The sequence below is a fragment of the Mycobacterium sp. MOTT36Y genome, assembly GCF_000262165.1.
In the GTDB taxonomy this organism is placed as follows: domain Bacteria; phylum Actinomycetota; class Actinomycetes; order Mycobacteriales; family Mycobacteriaceae; genus Mycobacterium; species Mycobacterium intracellulare.
This window is the reverse complement of record NC_017904.1, coordinates 4,498,622-4,512,402: the sequence shown is the minus strand read 5'-3', so window position 1 is coordinate 4,512,402 and position 13,781 is coordinate 4,498,622. Positions and strand designations below refer to the sequence as shown.

The 13,781-nt window shown below is 69.9% G+C and carries 15 protein-coding genes; 6 read left to right on the top strand and 9 right to left on the bottom strand.

Annotation, left to right across the window (positions count from 1 at the left end; translation table 11 throughout):
* Nucleotides 1–38 precede the first annotated feature (38 nt).
* Complete coding sequence (locus W7S_RS20535) at nucleotides 39–1,559, bottom strand: aldehyde dehydrogenase family protein (protein ID WP_020823423.1); 1,521 nt, start codon at nucleotides 1,557–1,559, stop codon at nucleotides 39–41.
* The gene (locus W7S_RS20530) at nucleotides 1,556–2,791 is read right to left on the bottom strand and encodes a VOC family protein (RefSeq protein WP_008259941.1); all 1,236 of its coding nucleotides are present in this window, start codon (nucleotides 2,789–2,791) and stop codon (nucleotides 1,556–1,558) included. The genes W7S_RS20535 and W7S_RS20530 overlap by 4 nt, the downstream gene beginning before the upstream one ends.
* Nucleotides 2,792–2,821: 30 nt before the next feature.
* Between W7S_RS20530 and W7S_RS20525 the strand changes: the two genes are divergently transcribed.
* The 6 genes from W7S_RS20525 (at nucleotide 2,822) to W7S_RS20500 (ending at nucleotide 7,244) form a co-directional block, all read left to right on the top strand.
* The gene (locus W7S_RS20525) at nucleotides 2,822–3,274 is read left to right on the top strand and encodes an Lrp/AsnC family transcriptional regulator (RefSeq protein WP_008259938.1); all 453 of its coding nucleotides are present in this window, start codon (nucleotides 2,822–2,824) and stop codon (nucleotides 3,272–3,274) included.
* A 63-nt stretch (nucleotides 3,275–3,337) separates the two neighbouring features.
* Nucleotides 3,338–4,690: an L-lysine 6-transaminase gene (lat, locus tag W7S_RS20520; RefSeq protein ID WP_008259936.1), complete on the top strand. Its 1,353-nt coding sequence runs from the start codon at nucleotides 3,338–3,340 to the stop codon at nucleotides 4,688–4,690.
* A 150-nt stretch (nucleotides 4,691–4,840) separates the two neighbouring features.
* Nucleotides 4,841–5,224 (top strand): hypothetical protein, encoded by a 384-nt coding sequence (locus tag W7S_RS20515; protein WP_008259934.1) that lies wholly within the window; start codon nucleotides 4,841–4,843, stop codon nucleotides 5,222–5,224.
* Nucleotides 5,225–5,278: 54 nt separating this feature from the next.
* Complete coding sequence (gene usfY, locus W7S_RS20510) at nucleotides 5,279–5,590, top strand: protein UsfY (RefSeq protein ID WP_008259932.1); 312 nt, start codon at nucleotides 5,279–5,281, stop codon at nucleotides 5,588–5,590.
* Between the two features lie 431 nt (nucleotides 5,591–6,021).
* Nucleotides 6,022–6,459 carry an ATP-binding protein gene (locus W7S_RS20505; protein ID WP_008259930.1) on the top strand — a complete coding sequence of 146 codons (438 nt, stop codon included), beginning with the start codon at nucleotides 6,022–6,024 and terminating at the stop codon, nucleotides 6,457–6,459.
* Entirely contained in the window at nucleotides 6,456–7,244 is a 789-nt protein-coding gene (locus W7S_RS20500) for an RNA polymerase sigma factor SigF (RefSeq protein WP_008259929.1), read from the top strand. The genes W7S_RS20505 and W7S_RS20500 overlap by 4 nt, the downstream gene beginning before the upstream one ends.
* On the opposite strand, the gene W7S_RS20495 is transcribed toward W7S_RS20500, so the two are convergent.
* The 7 genes from W7S_RS20495 to W7S_RS20465 form a co-directional block, all read right to left on the bottom strand.
* Complete coding sequence (locus W7S_RS20495) at nucleotides 7,215–7,649, bottom strand: STAS domain-containing protein (RefSeq protein WP_029384334.1); 435 nt, start codon at nucleotides 7,647–7,649, stop codon at nucleotides 7,215–7,217. The two genes, W7S_RS20500 and W7S_RS20495, sit on opposite strands and share 30 nt — an antisense overlap.
* Nucleotides 7,650–7,842: 193 nt before the next feature.
* The gene (locus tag W7S_RS20490) at nucleotides 7,843–9,645 is read right to left on the bottom strand and encodes an acetyl/propionyl/methylcrotonyl-CoA carboxylase subunit alpha (protein ID WP_009953248.1); all 1,803 of its coding nucleotides are present in this window, start codon (nucleotides 9,643–9,645) and stop codon (nucleotides 7,843–7,845) included.
* Nucleotides 9,646–9,773: 128 nt separating this feature from the next.
* Nucleotides 9,774–10,193, bottom strand: a complete 420-nt coding sequence (locus W7S_RS20485) for a SufE family protein (protein ID WP_008259926.1) — start codon at nucleotides 10,191–10,193, stop codon at nucleotides 9,774–9,776.
* 10 nt (nucleotides 10,194–10,203) lie between these two features.
* Entirely contained in the window at nucleotides 10,204–11,103 is a 900-nt protein-coding gene (locus W7S_RS20480) for a sulfurtransferase (protein ID WP_008259924.1), read from the bottom strand.
* Between the two features lie 110 nt (nucleotides 11,104–11,213).
* On the bottom strand, nucleotides 11,214–11,870 hold the full coding sequence (locus W7S_RS20475) for a nucleoside triphosphate pyrophosphatase (RefSeq protein WP_008259923.1): 657 nt from the start codon (nucleotides 11,868–11,870) through the stop codon (nucleotides 11,214–11,216).
* Complete coding sequence (locus W7S_RS20470; protein ID WP_008259922.1) at nucleotides 11,867–12,121, bottom strand: acyl-CoA carboxylase subunit epsilon; 255 nt, start codon at nucleotides 12,119–12,121, stop codon at nucleotides 11,867–11,869. Before W7S_RS20470 ends, W7S_RS20475 begins: the two co-directional genes overlap by 4 nt.
* Nucleotides 12,118–13,758: an acyl-CoA carboxylase subunit beta gene (locus W7S_RS20465; protein ID WP_008259921.1), complete on the bottom strand. Its 1,641-nt coding sequence runs from the start codon at nucleotides 13,756–13,758 to the stop codon at nucleotides 12,118–12,120. Before W7S_RS20465 ends, W7S_RS20470 begins: the two co-directional genes overlap by 4 nt.
* Nucleotides 13,759–13,781: the final 23 nt, after the last annotated feature.

Below are 13,781 nucleotides of genomic sequence, written 5' to 3'. Positions count from 1 at the left end.
CACGACATGAGACGACGGCCACAATGGATTCACAGGCTTCATCCGAACTCCACGCCCTGGGCCAGCGGCAACTCGCCGGAATAATTGACGGTATTGGTACTTTGGCGCATGTAGGCCTTCCACGAGTCCGTGCCGGATTCCCGCCCGCCGCCGGTTTCCTTCTCGCCGCCGAACGCGCCGCCGATCTCGGCGCCGGAGGTGCCGATGTTGACATTGGCGATTCCGCAGTCGGATTCGGCCAGGAACCGTTCGGCCTCGCGCAGGTCCGTGGTGAAGATGGACGACGAAAGTCCCTGTGGCACGGCGTTGTTGAGGGCGATCGCGTCGTCCAGCCGGTCGTAGGTCAGCACGTAGAGGATGGGCGCGAAGGTCTCGGTCGCCACGATGGCTGTCTGAGCGGGCATGCGCACCACGGCGGGCGCGACGTAGTAGGCGCTCGGGTGCTCGCGACCCGGCGGGTGCCTGCGGTCGCCGTCGATGACCTCGCCGCCGTCGGCGCGCGCGGATTCCAGCGCCCCCACCATGTCGCGGTAGGCGGTCTCGTGGATCAGCGGCCCGACGAGCGTGCCCGGTGCGGACGGGTCGCCGACGGGCAGTCGCCGGAAGGCGGACACGACGCGGTCCACCACCTCGCCGGCCACCGATTCGTGGACGATGAGCCGGCGCAGGCTGGTGCAGCGCTGGCCGGCGGTGCCGGCGGCGGCGAACACCACGGCGCGCACCGCGAGGTCCAGGTCGGCCGACGGGGTCACGATGGCGGCGTTGTTGCCGCCCAGCTCCAGCAGCACCCGGCCGAACCGCGCGGCGACGCGGGGGCCCACCTCGCGGCCCATCCGCACCGAACCGGTCGCGGACACCAGCGCGACCCGGGGGTCGTCGACCAGCAGCCCGCCGAGGTCGCGGTCGCCGAGCACCAGGGAGCTCACCGCGGGCGGGGCGCCGACGTCGGCCGCGGCGCGGGCGATCAACGCCTGGGTGGCCAGCGCCGTCAACGGCGTCAGCTCCGAGGGCTTCCACACCACGGGGTCCCCGCACACCAGGGCCAGCGCGGCGTTCCAGGCCCACACGGCGACCGGGAAGTTGAACGCGGTGATCACCCCCACCACGCCGAGCGGGTGCCAGGTCTCCAGCAGCCGGTGCCCGGGACGTTCCGACGCGATGGTGCGCCCGTACAGCTGGCGCGACAGGCCGACGGCGAACTGGCAGACGTCGATCATCTCCTGCACCTCGCCGGCCGCCTCGGAGGTGATCTTGCCGACCTCGACGGTCACCAGGGTGGCCAGCTCGCGCTTGTGTTCGGTCAGCAACTCGCCCAGCCGCGCCACCAGCGCGCCGCGCACCGGCGCGGGCGTGGTTCGCCACACCGAAAACGCTTGGGCCGCTTCGGCGATCGCCCGCTCGGCGCGGTCGGGTGTGGTGGGGGCGACGGTGAAGAGCACCTCGCCGGTGATCGGCGTGCTGGCCGGCAGCCCATGGGCGTCCGGCTCGCCGAGGCTCGCGGTGACGCCGATCGCGTCGAATGCCCCCAGCACCCGGGCGCGTAACTGTTCGGTGGTCATGCGCAGGCCTCCTCGTAGAGTGCGTAGGGGTCGGCGATGTCGCGGCCGATCGCCCCGGCCAGCCACTGCGCGTCGTAGCCGGATTCGTCTGGCGCGTCGGCGGTTTCGGCGTCGCTGTCCAGGTTCGACCGGAAGATGCCCGCCGCCGACGCGGGCAGGAAGTCCTCGTAGACGATCGGCGCCGACGGGTCACCGCCGCGGTAGTAGCCCAGCCCCTCGGCGGCCATCTGCTCGTCGGTGGGCGGAAAGTGCTCCGCCCACACCGCGGCCGGGTCGGCGGCGCTCATCGCGGCGTCGTAGCGCGCGCGGCCCTTCGGGGTCAGCGCGACACCGCGGGCCTCCACCTCGCCGAAGCGCACCCGCAGCGCCCCCTCGGTGATCCGGCCGTCGGCGCCGCGGAACCGGCGGGGTTCGGCCAGGGCGCGAAAAGAGGTCTGGCGCAACAGGACCGTCGGCCCGTCGGTGCGCGGCGGACCCTGGATGGCGTCGATCATCGCGATGCCCCGCCCGGTCATCCGCCGGTACAGATCGTCGATGTCGAGGACGCGCGGCGTCAGGTGGTTGAGGTGGGTGGAGCCGACGCCGGCGATGTCGGCGGCCACCGCGGACACTCGCGACAACTCGTGGTACCAGGACTTGTCGATGGGCTCGGCCGACATGGCGAACGCCGCCACCGCCGCCGCGACGAACTCGTGCGCGCGGTCGCGGGCGCAGCCGCCGTCGGCGGCGATGGTGCGCGCGCCGGCGAGCAACGCGGGATCGAACAGCCGGCGGCGCGCCAGGAAGGCCTCGACGCGGCGGCGCAGGTCAGGGTCGAAGAAGCGCGCGTCTCCGGTGGCCAGCATCGAGGTGAACACCCGAAACGGGTTGAGCGACAGCTCGTTTGCATCGACCGGACGGAAGGCCGTCGACACCACCGGGACGGGGGAGGCCGCGCAGCGCAGGTCGTAATAGCCGACCGGCAGCATGCCGAACGCGGCGAACAGGTCGGCGACCGCGGCCAATTCGGCCGGGCTGCCGACACGGATGGCGCCGTGCCGCTCGGCGGTGACGCGCCGCAGCGAGCCGAACCGTTCGGCGTCGGGATGGCGCGCCACGACATCGGCGTTGACCTGCTCGCTCACCGCGACCAGGGTGCCGTAGGCGGGCACCTCGGCGGCGTACATCGCCGAGAGGCCCGCCGCGAACAACGCGCGAAGCTGCCACGCCGGCAGCCATTTCGCGCGGGTCACGGCGCGCCGTTCCTGCGATAGTCTCCGGCCATGAGTGAGACGCTCGACGATGTCGACCGGATCCTGGTGCGCGAGCTGGTCGCCGACGGGCGCGCGACGCTGGCGGAGCTGGCGGCCAGCGCCCGGCTGTCGGTGTCGGCGGTCCAGTCGAGGGTGCGCCGCCTCGAGGCCCGCGGCGTGATCGCCGGATACTCGGCGCGCGTCGACCCGGAGGCCGTCGGGCACCTGCTGTCGGCGTTCGTGGCCATCACTCCTCTGGATCCCTCTCAACCCGATGATGCGCCCGCCCGACTCGAGCACATCGAGGAAATCGAATCGTGTCACTCGGTGGCCGGCGAAGAAAGCTACGTCCTGCTGGTGCGCGTCGCGTCCGCCCGGGCGCTCGAGGACCTGCTGCAGCGGATCCGGACGGCCGCGAACGTCAAGACCCGCAGCACCATCATCCTGAATACTTTTTACGCTGATAGGCAGCATATTCCATAAATTATCCTGGCATGGCGCCATGATAGTGTAAAAAGCGGGCGTCATGCCCGTAGCATGGGCGTCATGACGGCCGCCCTGGAACGTTTCGACCGCGCCGGTCGCCGCCCGGACGCCGACCGGGATCCCGGCCGCGTCCATGAGGTGCTGGCGCGCAGCATGCTGATCGACGGCTTCGACTTCGTCCTGGATCTGGACCGCTCGCGCGGCTCCTACCTCTATGACGCCCGCGACGGCCGGCGCTACCTCGACATGTTCTCGTTCTTCGCCTCCTCGGCTTTGGGCATGAACCACCCGGCGCTGGCCGGCGACGACGCATTCCGGGCGGAGCTCGTCGCCGCCGCGCTGAACAAGCCCAGCAATTCCGACGTGTACTCGGTGGCGATGGCCCGTTTCGTCGAGACGTTCGCCCGGGTGCTGGGCGACCCGGCGCTGCCGCACCTGTTCTTCGTCGACGGCGGGGCGCTCGCGGTGGAGAACGCGCTCAAGGTGGCGTTCGACTGGAAGAGCCGGTTCAACGAGGCGCGCGGCCTCGACCCCGCGCTGGGCACCCGGGTGCTGCACCTGCGCGGCGCCTTCCACGGCCGCAGCGGCTACACGCTGTCGCTGACCAACACCAACCCGGTCACCGTGGATCGCTTCCCCACGTTCGACTGGCCGCGCATCGACGCCCCCTATATCCGGCCGGGGGCCGACGTGGCCGCGCTCGAGGCCGCGTCGCTGGCCCAGGCCCGCGCGGCCTTCGAGGCCCACCCGCACGACATCGCCTGCTTTGTGGCCGAACCGATCCAGGGCGAAGGCGGGGACCGCCACTTCCGGCCGGAGTTCTTCGCCGCCATGCGCGAGCTGTGCGACCGGCACGATGCGCTGCTGATCTTCGACGAGGTTCAGACCGGTTGCGGCCTGACCGGAACCGCTTGGGCCTACCGGCAATTCGGCGTGCAACCCGACGTGGTCGCATTCGGCAAGAAGACCCAGGTGTGCGGCATCATGGCGGGCCGCCGCGTCGACGAGGTCGCCGACAACGTGTTCGCGGTGCCGTCCCGGCTGAACTCCACGTGGGGCGGCAACCTGGCCGACATGGTGCGCGCCCGCCGCATCCTGGAGGTGATCGAGGCCGACGAACTCTTCGATCGCGCCGCCGCCCAGGGCGCCTACCTGCTGGGCTGCCTCGAGCAACTCGCCGCCGAGTTCCCCGGCGTCGTCCTCGAGCCCCGCGGCCGCGGGCTGATGTGCGCGTTCAGCCTGCCGAGCGCCGCCGACCGCGACGAGCTGATCCGCCGGCTGTGGCGGCGCGCGGTGATCGTGCTGCCCTCGGGCCGCGACGGCGTCCGGTTCCGCCCGGCGCTGACCGTCACGCGCGCCGAGATCGACGCCGCGATGCGGGCCATTCGCGGCGCCCTGACCGACCGGCCCTGACGGCCTGACCAGAGCCCCGGGCCGTTTGCCCCGGTTTGTCCGGGGGTATTTCTTAGACCCGCCGCCGGGGGGCGTCGCCGCGAGGGTTGTAACCAAAACGACGCGGCTAGCGATGAACGTAGGCGGGCCGAATCCGGGGAGGTGAGGACGATGCAGAAAGCAGGCCAGCGACCAGGCGGTGACCGCCTGGGACAGGAAGACCGCGAGGTGCTCGCCGCCGTCCGGTTCGCCGCCGCGGCGACGGCCGGCGCCGTCGGCTTCCTGCTGATCGCCGCGGTGTGGGTGAGCACGTGTCCGGCCGGGGGCGTCGACACGGTGGCCTGCGGCCCGCCGCAGCGCACCCTGCTGGCGATCGGCGGTCCGATGATCGCGCTGGCCGGCGGGATCTGGGCGTTCGTGCGCACCTACCGCGTGTGGAAGGCCCGCGGAACCTGGTGGGGGTGGCAGGGCGCCGGGTGGTTCCTGCTGACCGTCATGGCGCTGATGGTCGCCATGGGCGTCGCCCCGATCGCCGGTCCGGTGCTGGCTCTTTAGGTTTGCCTCCCCGGGATCTAACGTTGATGGTGCGCTGAGGAGCAGGGAGCAGCCATGGGAGACACCTATCACGACCCCGTCGACCATCTCAGGACCACGCGGCCGCTCGCCGGCGAGTCGCTGATCGACGTCCTGCACTGGCCGGGGTACCTGTTGGTGGTCGCGGGGGTGATCGGCACCTGCGGGAGCCTGGCGGCCTTCGCGACCGGACACCACCATGAGGGCATGACCGCGGGCGTCACCGCCGTCGTCGCCGCGGTGCTGGGTCTGATCTGGCTGGGCTTGGAGCACCGGCGGATACGCAGGCTCGCGGATCGCTGGTACTCCGAACATCCCGAGGTGCTGCGGCAAAGGCCCGCCAGCTAGGGGGCCGTCCGCGCATGCGGCGCCCCGCTTTTCCCGGGTGACCTGCCACGACGTCGCCCGCGGTCAGATCCTGCCGGAAACCCGAATCCGAGATTACGGGCGCCGTCGAGTGGGTATCAGGTGTGCACCATGATGAGTGCCGAAACGGTTGCGTTTGCTTGGACAAAAATGGCGTCACCCCATCATGGGGGACAGAAACACGAGCACATCGACATAAATGCCCACTGCGACCACCAGCAAGACGATCAGCGTGACCCCGGCGATTACTGCGACGCGCCTAAGCCGGCGCGTCCGGTCTGTATCGGTCGCGTCAGGCCCGTCCATGGCGGGCCGGATACCCGGCGGCGATCATGACTGACCGGCTCGAACGCACGGTCCACGGCGGGCTGCGGAGCAGTAGTAGTGTCAGTCAAACCATGCCGGGAGACCATATGAACGATGCTGGATCGCACGCTAACAAGCGTCCGCGCGGCCATCGCGCCGTCGAACTTCACGTCGCAGCTCGGCTGGAGAACCTCGCGATGCTGCGCACCCTGGTCGGCGCGATCGGCACCTTCGAGGACCTGGATTTCGATGCGGTGGCGGACCTGCGACTCGCGGTCGATGAGGTGTGCACCAGGTTGATTCGCTCGGCCACTCCCGACGCGACGCTGAGCGTCGTGGTCGATCCGCAGGACGACCAATTGGTGGTGGAGGCTTCCGCGGCATGCGACACCCACGATGTGGTGTCGCCCGGCAGCTTCAGTTGGCATGTGCTGACGTCGTTGGCCGACGACGTGCAGACTTTTCACGATGGTCGCGAACCCAATGAAACCGGCAGTGTTTTCGGCATCACACTGACGGCGCGACGGGCGGCCTCCAGCAGGTGACACCGCGAGCTGCCGGCGGTTCGGTCTCGCGTCCGAACGAGTACGCCGATGTTCCGGACATGTTCCGTGAGTTGGCCTCCGTCGCGGCCGATTCCATGGAACTTCAGCGCCAACGGGACAAGATCGTCGAGCGCTGCCTTCCGCTGGCCGACCACATCGCGCGCCGCTTCGAGGGCCGCGGCGAGCCGCGCGACGACCTCGTCCAGGTGGCGCGCGTCGGGTTGGTCAACGCGGTGGTGCGTTTCGACGTCGACGCCGGCTCCGACTTCGTTTCGTTCGCGGTGCCCACGATCATGGGCGAGGTCCGCCGCCACTTCCGCGACAACAGCTGGTCGGTCAAGGTGCCACGGCGCCTCAAGGAACTGCACTTGCGGCTCGGCACCGCCACCGCCGATCTGTCCCAACGGCTGGGCCGTGCGCCCACCGCGACCGAACTCGCCGCCGAGCTCGAGATGGACCGCGAAGAGGTGGTCGAGGGCCTGGTCGCCGGCAGCTCCTACAACACCTTGTCGATCGACAGTGGGGGCGGGGGCGAGGAAGAGGAAGCTCGCGCGATCGCCGACACCCTCGGCGACGTGGACACCGGCCTGGACCGCATCGAAGACCAGGAATCGTTGCGCCCGTTGCTCGAGGCGCTGCCCGAGCGGGAACGAACGGTGTTGGTGCTGCGGTTCTTCGAGTCGATGACGCAGACGCAGATCGCCGAGCGGGTCGGCATCTCACAGATGCACGTCTCGCGCCTACTGGCGAAATCGCTAACGCGGCTGCGGGACCAATTGCAATAGCGGCCGGGGGTTTTCGCCCTCATCGACCCGCAGCGGCTCGAGCAGCGGCTCGGCCTTCGGCGTCGTCACCGGGAGCGTGCCGTCCGGATCGCAGACGCGCAGCAACCTCGACACCGCCGGGCTCGGCGCCATGGCCCACGACACCTGCGCGGCCGAGCACACCACGTTGATCCGGTGCAGGGTCGAAAAGCCCGCGGTGCCAATGAACTTCAGGCCGCGCAGGTCGAGGATCACCCGCCGGGAGCGGTTGACGCTCTGTTGGACGTACGCGGCGAGCTGATCCGCATTGGCCGCGTCGAGCTCACCGTCGACCGTGATCAGGGTGCCCGTCGGGCCCCACCGGGCGGTGAACTGCGCCGTGCGGCTTTGTTGCCACGATTGCGCCACAGACATTGCTGACTCCATCCGTGCGGAGGATTCCTGCTGTGGAATACGTCAGCCGACTGCAAAAAGTTCGCAGAAGCAGGGAGTTTCGCCTGTCCCCACGCCAACAACGTACCCCGGGCGGCGGCTGTGAACTCAACCTTGCCCGCCACCCTACTCGTGGTGGCCAGGGGCGACAACGCTCCCGGTGATCCCGGTGAAGTCCGTCGGGCCGCTACTTGATCTCGGCCAGCACCGTGCCCTGCGTGATGGCCGCGCCGGGCTCGACCGCGAGCCCGGTGATGACGCCGTCCTTGTGCGCGGTGACCGGGTTCTCCATCTTCATCGCCTCGAGGACCACCACCAGGTCGCCGGCGGCAACCTCCTGGCCCTCCTCGACGGCGACCTTGACCACGGTGCCCTGCATGGGCGCGGTGACCGCGTCGCCGGAGGCGGCCGCACCGGCGTGCGCCCCCCGCTTGCGGGCCTTGGGCTTCTTGCGGATGACACCCGCCTCGCCGCCGCCGGAGCCCCCGCCCGACAGCGCCAGGTCACCGGGCAGCGACACCTCGAGCCGGCGGCCGCCGACCTCCACGACGACCTTCTGGCGGGGCCGGGCGTCGGCTTCGTCGTCCAGGGGCTCGCCGGCGGTGAACGGTTCGATGGTGTTGTCCCACTCGGTCTCGATCCAGCGCGTGTGGACCGAGAAGCTCTCGCCGTCACCGATGAACGCCGGGTCACTCACGACGGCGCGGTGGAACGGGATGACCGTGGCGAGCCCCTCGACGTGGAATTCGTCCAGGGCGCGACGGGAGCGGGCGAGGGCCTCCTCGCGGGTGGCGCCGTACACGATCAGCTTGGACAGCATGGAGTCGAATTGTCCGCCGATGACCGAACCGGCCTCGACGCCCGAATCCAGCCGGACGCCGGGCCCGGTCGGGATGTCGTAGCGGGTGACCGGGCCGGGAGCCGGCAGGAAGCCTCGCCCGGCGTCCTCGCCGTTGATCCGGAACTCGATGGCGTGCCCGCGCGGGGTGGGGTCCTCGGTGAGGTCCAGCTTCTCGCCGTTGGCGATCTTGAACTGCTGCAGCACCAGGTCGATGCCGGCGGTCTCCTCGGTGACCGGGTGCTCGACCTGCAGGCGCGTGTTGACCTCCAGGAAGGAGATCAGGCCGTCCTGGCCGACCAGGTATTCGACGGTCCCGGCGCCGTAGTAGTGGGCCTCCTTGCAGATCCGCTTGGCCGATTCGTGGATCTCCTTGCGCTGGGCGTCGGTCAGGAACGGCGCGGGCGCCTCCTCCACCAGCTTCTGGAACCGGCGCTGCAGCGAGCAGTCGCGGGTGCCGGCGACGATGACGTTGCCGTGCTGGTCGGCGATCACCTGCGCCTCCACGTGGCGCGGCTTGTCCAGGTAGCGCTCGACGAAGCACTCGCCGCGGCCGAACGCCGCGACGGCCTCACGCACGGCCGACTCGTAGAGGTGCGGGATCTCCTCGATGGTGCGGGCCACCTTCATGCCGCGGCCGCCGCCGCCGAAGGCGGCCTTGATCGCGATCGGCACGCCGTACTCCTTGGCGAATGCCACCACCTCGTCGGCGTCCTTGACCGGGTCGGGGGTGCCGGGCACCAACGGCGCCTGGGCGCGGGCGGCGATGTGGCGGGCGGTGACCTTGTCACCGAGGTCGCGGATGGACTGCGGGCTGGGGCCGATCCAGATCAGGCCCGCGTCGAGCACAGCCTGAGCGAAATCGGCGTTCTCCGAGAGGAACCCGTAGCCGGGGTGCACGGCGTTGGCGCCGGACTTGGCCGCCGCGTCGAGGAGCTTGCCGAAGTCCAGGTAGGACTCCGCGGACGTCTGTCCGCCCAACGCGAACGCCTCGTCGGCCAGCCGCACGTGCGGCGCGTCGGCGTCGGGTTCGGCGTACACCGCCACGCTGGACAGGCCCGCGTCGCGGGCCGCGCGGATCACCCGGACAGCGATCTCGCCGCGGTTGGCGACGAGGACTTTGGAGATCCTCGAGCTGGCGTGACTGGCCACAGCGCCTCCTGTATGGCATCGGTCGCAGACGTATTTCTGCGGGGCTTCTCTAAGAGAATTTCTTACAACGAGTTCTCGGGAAGTCTAAGCGCCGCGCCGTTGGGCCCGACGAGGCGGTCCACCTTTTTTCAGGTCGACTCGCGCAGCCTGCGCTTGATGCGGGCGAGCATCGCCGACAGGCCGCGCAACCGCAGCGGGCTGATCAGCGCGGCCAACCCGAGGTCGTCGTAGAAATCCTCGGGCACGGCCAGGATTTCGGCGGCGGGCTGCTCGTCCAGCCCGGTGGCCAGGATCGACGCGAAGCCCCGCGTGGTGGGCGATTCGGCGGGCGCGCTGAAGTGCAACCGCACCCGGTTCGGGTCGCTGGCGTCGACGTGCAGAAACAGCGGCGTCTGGCACTCGGGCACCGGCTCCATGGCCTGCTCTTCGAGCTCGGGCGGCAGGTCCGGCAGCTCGTCGGCGAATTCCAGCAGCAGCTTCAGCTTGTCCTGGCCCTCGACCTCGGCGAAGTCGGAGACCACCTCGGCCAGCGGCGCGGGCATGCTCATGGCGCACCCATCAGACGGAAACGGTCGGGGCCTGTCCCGGTTCTGGGCCCGCGACGATCGGGGTGCGCACGGTGTTGCCCCACTCGGTCCACGACCCGTCGTAGTTGCGCACGCCGGGCTTGCCCAGCAGGTGCGTCAGGACGAACCACGTGTGGCTGGACCGTTCGCCGATGCGGCAGTACACGACGGTCTTGTCGTCGGGCTCGAGGAAGCCGTAGAGCTCCTCGAGTTCCTCGCGGCTGCGGAAGCGGCCGCTTTCGTCGACCGCCTTGGCCCACGGGATCGACCGGGCGGTGGGGATGTGGCCGCCGCGCAGCACGCCCTCCTCGGGGTATTCGGGCATGTGTGTGCGTTTGCCGGTGTACTCGTCCGGCGAGCGCACGTCGATCAGCGGCTGGCTGCCGAGGATCCCCAGCACGTCGTCCTTGAAGGCGCGGATGGGCTCGTCGTTGCGCGTGACGACGGGGTAGCCGGTGGACGTCTTGGTGGGGACGTCCAGCGTGGTCTCCCGGCGTTCGGCCAGCCACAGGTCGCGGCCGCCGTTGAGCAGGCGCACGTCCGGGTGACCGAACAAGGTGAACACCCACAGCGCGTAGGCGGCCCACCAGTTGCTCTTGTCGCCGTAGATCACCACGGTGTCGTCGCGGGCGATGCCCTTGCGGTCCATCAACTCCGCGAACTGCGCACCGTCGATGTAGTCGCGGACCCGGGGGTCGTTGAGGTCGGTGTGCCAGTCGACTTTCACCGCACCGGGGATGTGGCCCACGTCGTAGAGCAGCACGTCCTCGTCGGACTCGACGATCACCAGGCCGGGGGTGCCCAGGTGGGCCGACAGCCAGTCGGCGGTGACCAGTCGCTCGGGGTGGGCGTAGTTCGACAGTGTCGGGCTTGGATCGGGGGGTAATGCCACGCTGCCGAGCCTACTCATCCCGGGATTTCGTCACCAACGTCGACTAGTTGCCGCGGGCCGCCGCGACACATCAACGAGGGCGACGACACGCCGTCGCGGATCGCCGTGGTTTATGTCTCGCCGGCGCCGGTGGTCGAGTCGCCGGCCCACAGCGCGGCCACCGACAGCCCGGCCCGCCCCAGCAGGCGCCGCAGCAGCGGCAGGCTCACGCCGATCACGTTCGACGGGTCGCCGTCGATGCCGTCGACGAACCAGCCGCCCAGGCCGTCGAGGGTGAAGCCGCCCGCCACGTGCCACGGTTCGCCGCCGGCCACGTAGGCGCGCAGATCGGCGTCCGTCGGTTCGGCGAAATGAACTGTGGTGCAAGCTGATTCGACCTCGCAATGGGTGATCGCGCCGTCGGACATCCGCAGCAGGCAGTGCCCGGTGTGCAGCCCGCCGGACCGCCCGCCCATGCGGCGCCACTGGCTCGCCGCGGCGTCGGCCGATCCGGGCTTGCCGCACAGCCGGCCGTCGAGGGAAAGCATCGAATCACAGCCAAGGACAACGCAATCGGCCGCGACGGCGCCGTCCAGCCCGCCGGCGACCTGTTCGGCCTTGGCCCGGGCCAGGGCGCACACCACGTCGGGCGGCTCGGCGCCGGGTCCCAGCGCCGCCGCGACCGCGTCCTCGTCGACGCCGGACACCACGACCAGCGGGTCGACGCCCGCCTGACGCAACACCTTGAGCCGGCCGGCCGAGGCCGACGCCAGCACCAGGCGGGTCAACGCCTCATGTGCGTCATTTGCTGCATGGTCAGCCGCTGGTAGTTCGACATCGCGAACCGCAGCCGGTCGACCGGGAGGCCCCAGCGGGTCTCCTCGGGCTGTTCGGGCTCGGGCGCACCGCCGACGCAGCCCAGCACCGCGACCAGCGCGGCCACCTCCTCGACGGTGGGTTCGCCCTTGAGGATCTGGATGTGCGGCTCGTGCGGCTGCTGAGCTTCAGCGGCCGCCGCTTCGGTCTGAGTCTGGGTCACAGCGGTATGTTCCCGTGCTTCTTGGGGGGCAGGTGGGCGATCTTGCGTTCCAGCAGGCGCAGCGCCGTGCCGATGTAGCCGCGGGTGTGCGACGGCGGGATCACCGCGTCGACGTATCCGCGCTCGGCGGCGACGTACGGATTGACCAGGGTGTCCTCGTACTCCTGCTGCAGCTGCAGGCGCAGCGCGTCGACGTCCTTGCCCTCCTTGGCCGCCTCGGAAAGCTGCTTGCGGTAGACGAATCCGACGGCCCCGGAGGCCCCCATCACGGCGATCTGCGCCGACGGCCAGGCGATGTTGACGTCGCAGCCCATGTCCTTGGAGCCCATGACGCAGTAGGCGCCGCCGTAGGCCTTGCGGGTGATGACGGTGATCTTGGGGACGGTGGCCTCGCCGTAGGCGTACAGCAGCTTGGCGCCGCGCCGGATGATGCCGTTGTACTCTTGGCCGGTGCCCGGCAAAAAGCCCGGCACGTCGACCAGCATGATGATCGGGATGTTGAAGCAGTCGCAGGTCCGCACGAAGCGGGCCGCCTTCTCCGAGGCGTTGATGTCCAGGCAGCCGGCGAACTGCGTCGGCTGGTTGGCCACGATCCCGACCGGGCGGCCGTCGATGCGGCCGAACCCGACGACGATGTTCTGCGCGTAACCCCCCTGGACTTCCAGGAATTCGTCGTCGTCGAGGATGCGGGTGATCACCTCGTGCATGTCGTAGGGCTGGTTGGGCGAGTCCGGGATCAGCGTGTCCAGCTCGAGGTCCTCCTCGGTGAGGTTGTCCTCGATGGCGCCGGGCGGGTGCGGCTCGGCGTAGCGGGGCGGGTCGGTCGCGTTGTTGGGCGGCAGGTAGCTCAGCAGGTCGCGGACCCAGTCGAAGGCGTCCTGCTCACCGGAGGCGACGTAGTGCAGCGTGCCCGACTTGGCCATGTGGGTGTGGGCGCCGCCCAGCTCCTCCATGGTGACGTCCTCGCCGGTGACGGTCTTGATGACGTCGGGCCCGGTGATGAACATCTGGCTGGTCTGGTCGACCATGACCACGAAGTCGGTCAGCGCGGGGGAGTAGACGTGCCCACCGGCGGCGGCCCCCATGATCAGCGAGATCTGCGGGATGACGCCGGAGGCCAGGATGTTGTTGCGGAAGATGCGGCTGTAGAGGCCGAGCGAGACGACGCCCTCCTGGATGCGCGCCCCCGCGCCGTCGTTGATGCCGATCAGTGGGCGCCCGGTCTTGATCGCCAGCTCCTGGACCTTGACGATCTTCTCGCCGTACACCTCGCCTAGGCTGCCGCCGAACACGGTGGCGTCCTGGCTGAAGATGCACACGTCGCGGCCGTCGATGGTGCCGTAGCCGGTGATCACGCCGTCGCCCAGCGGGCGGTTGTTCTCCAGGCCGAAGTTCTTGCTGCGGTGGCGGGCCAGCGCGTCGAGCTCGACGAACGAGTCCTCGTCGAGCAGGGCGAGGATGCGCTCGCGGGCGGTCAGCTTGCCCTTGGCGTGCACCTTCTCGACGGCCTCTTCACCCACCGGGTGCAGCGACTCCTCGCGGCGCTTGTGCAGTTCGGCCAGCTTGCCGGCGGTGGTGTGGATGTCGATGGTGTGTTCGGCGGCGGGTTCCGCGGTGTGGTCGGTAACGCTCGTCATGGGAGTCGAGCTTAGCGGCGCGG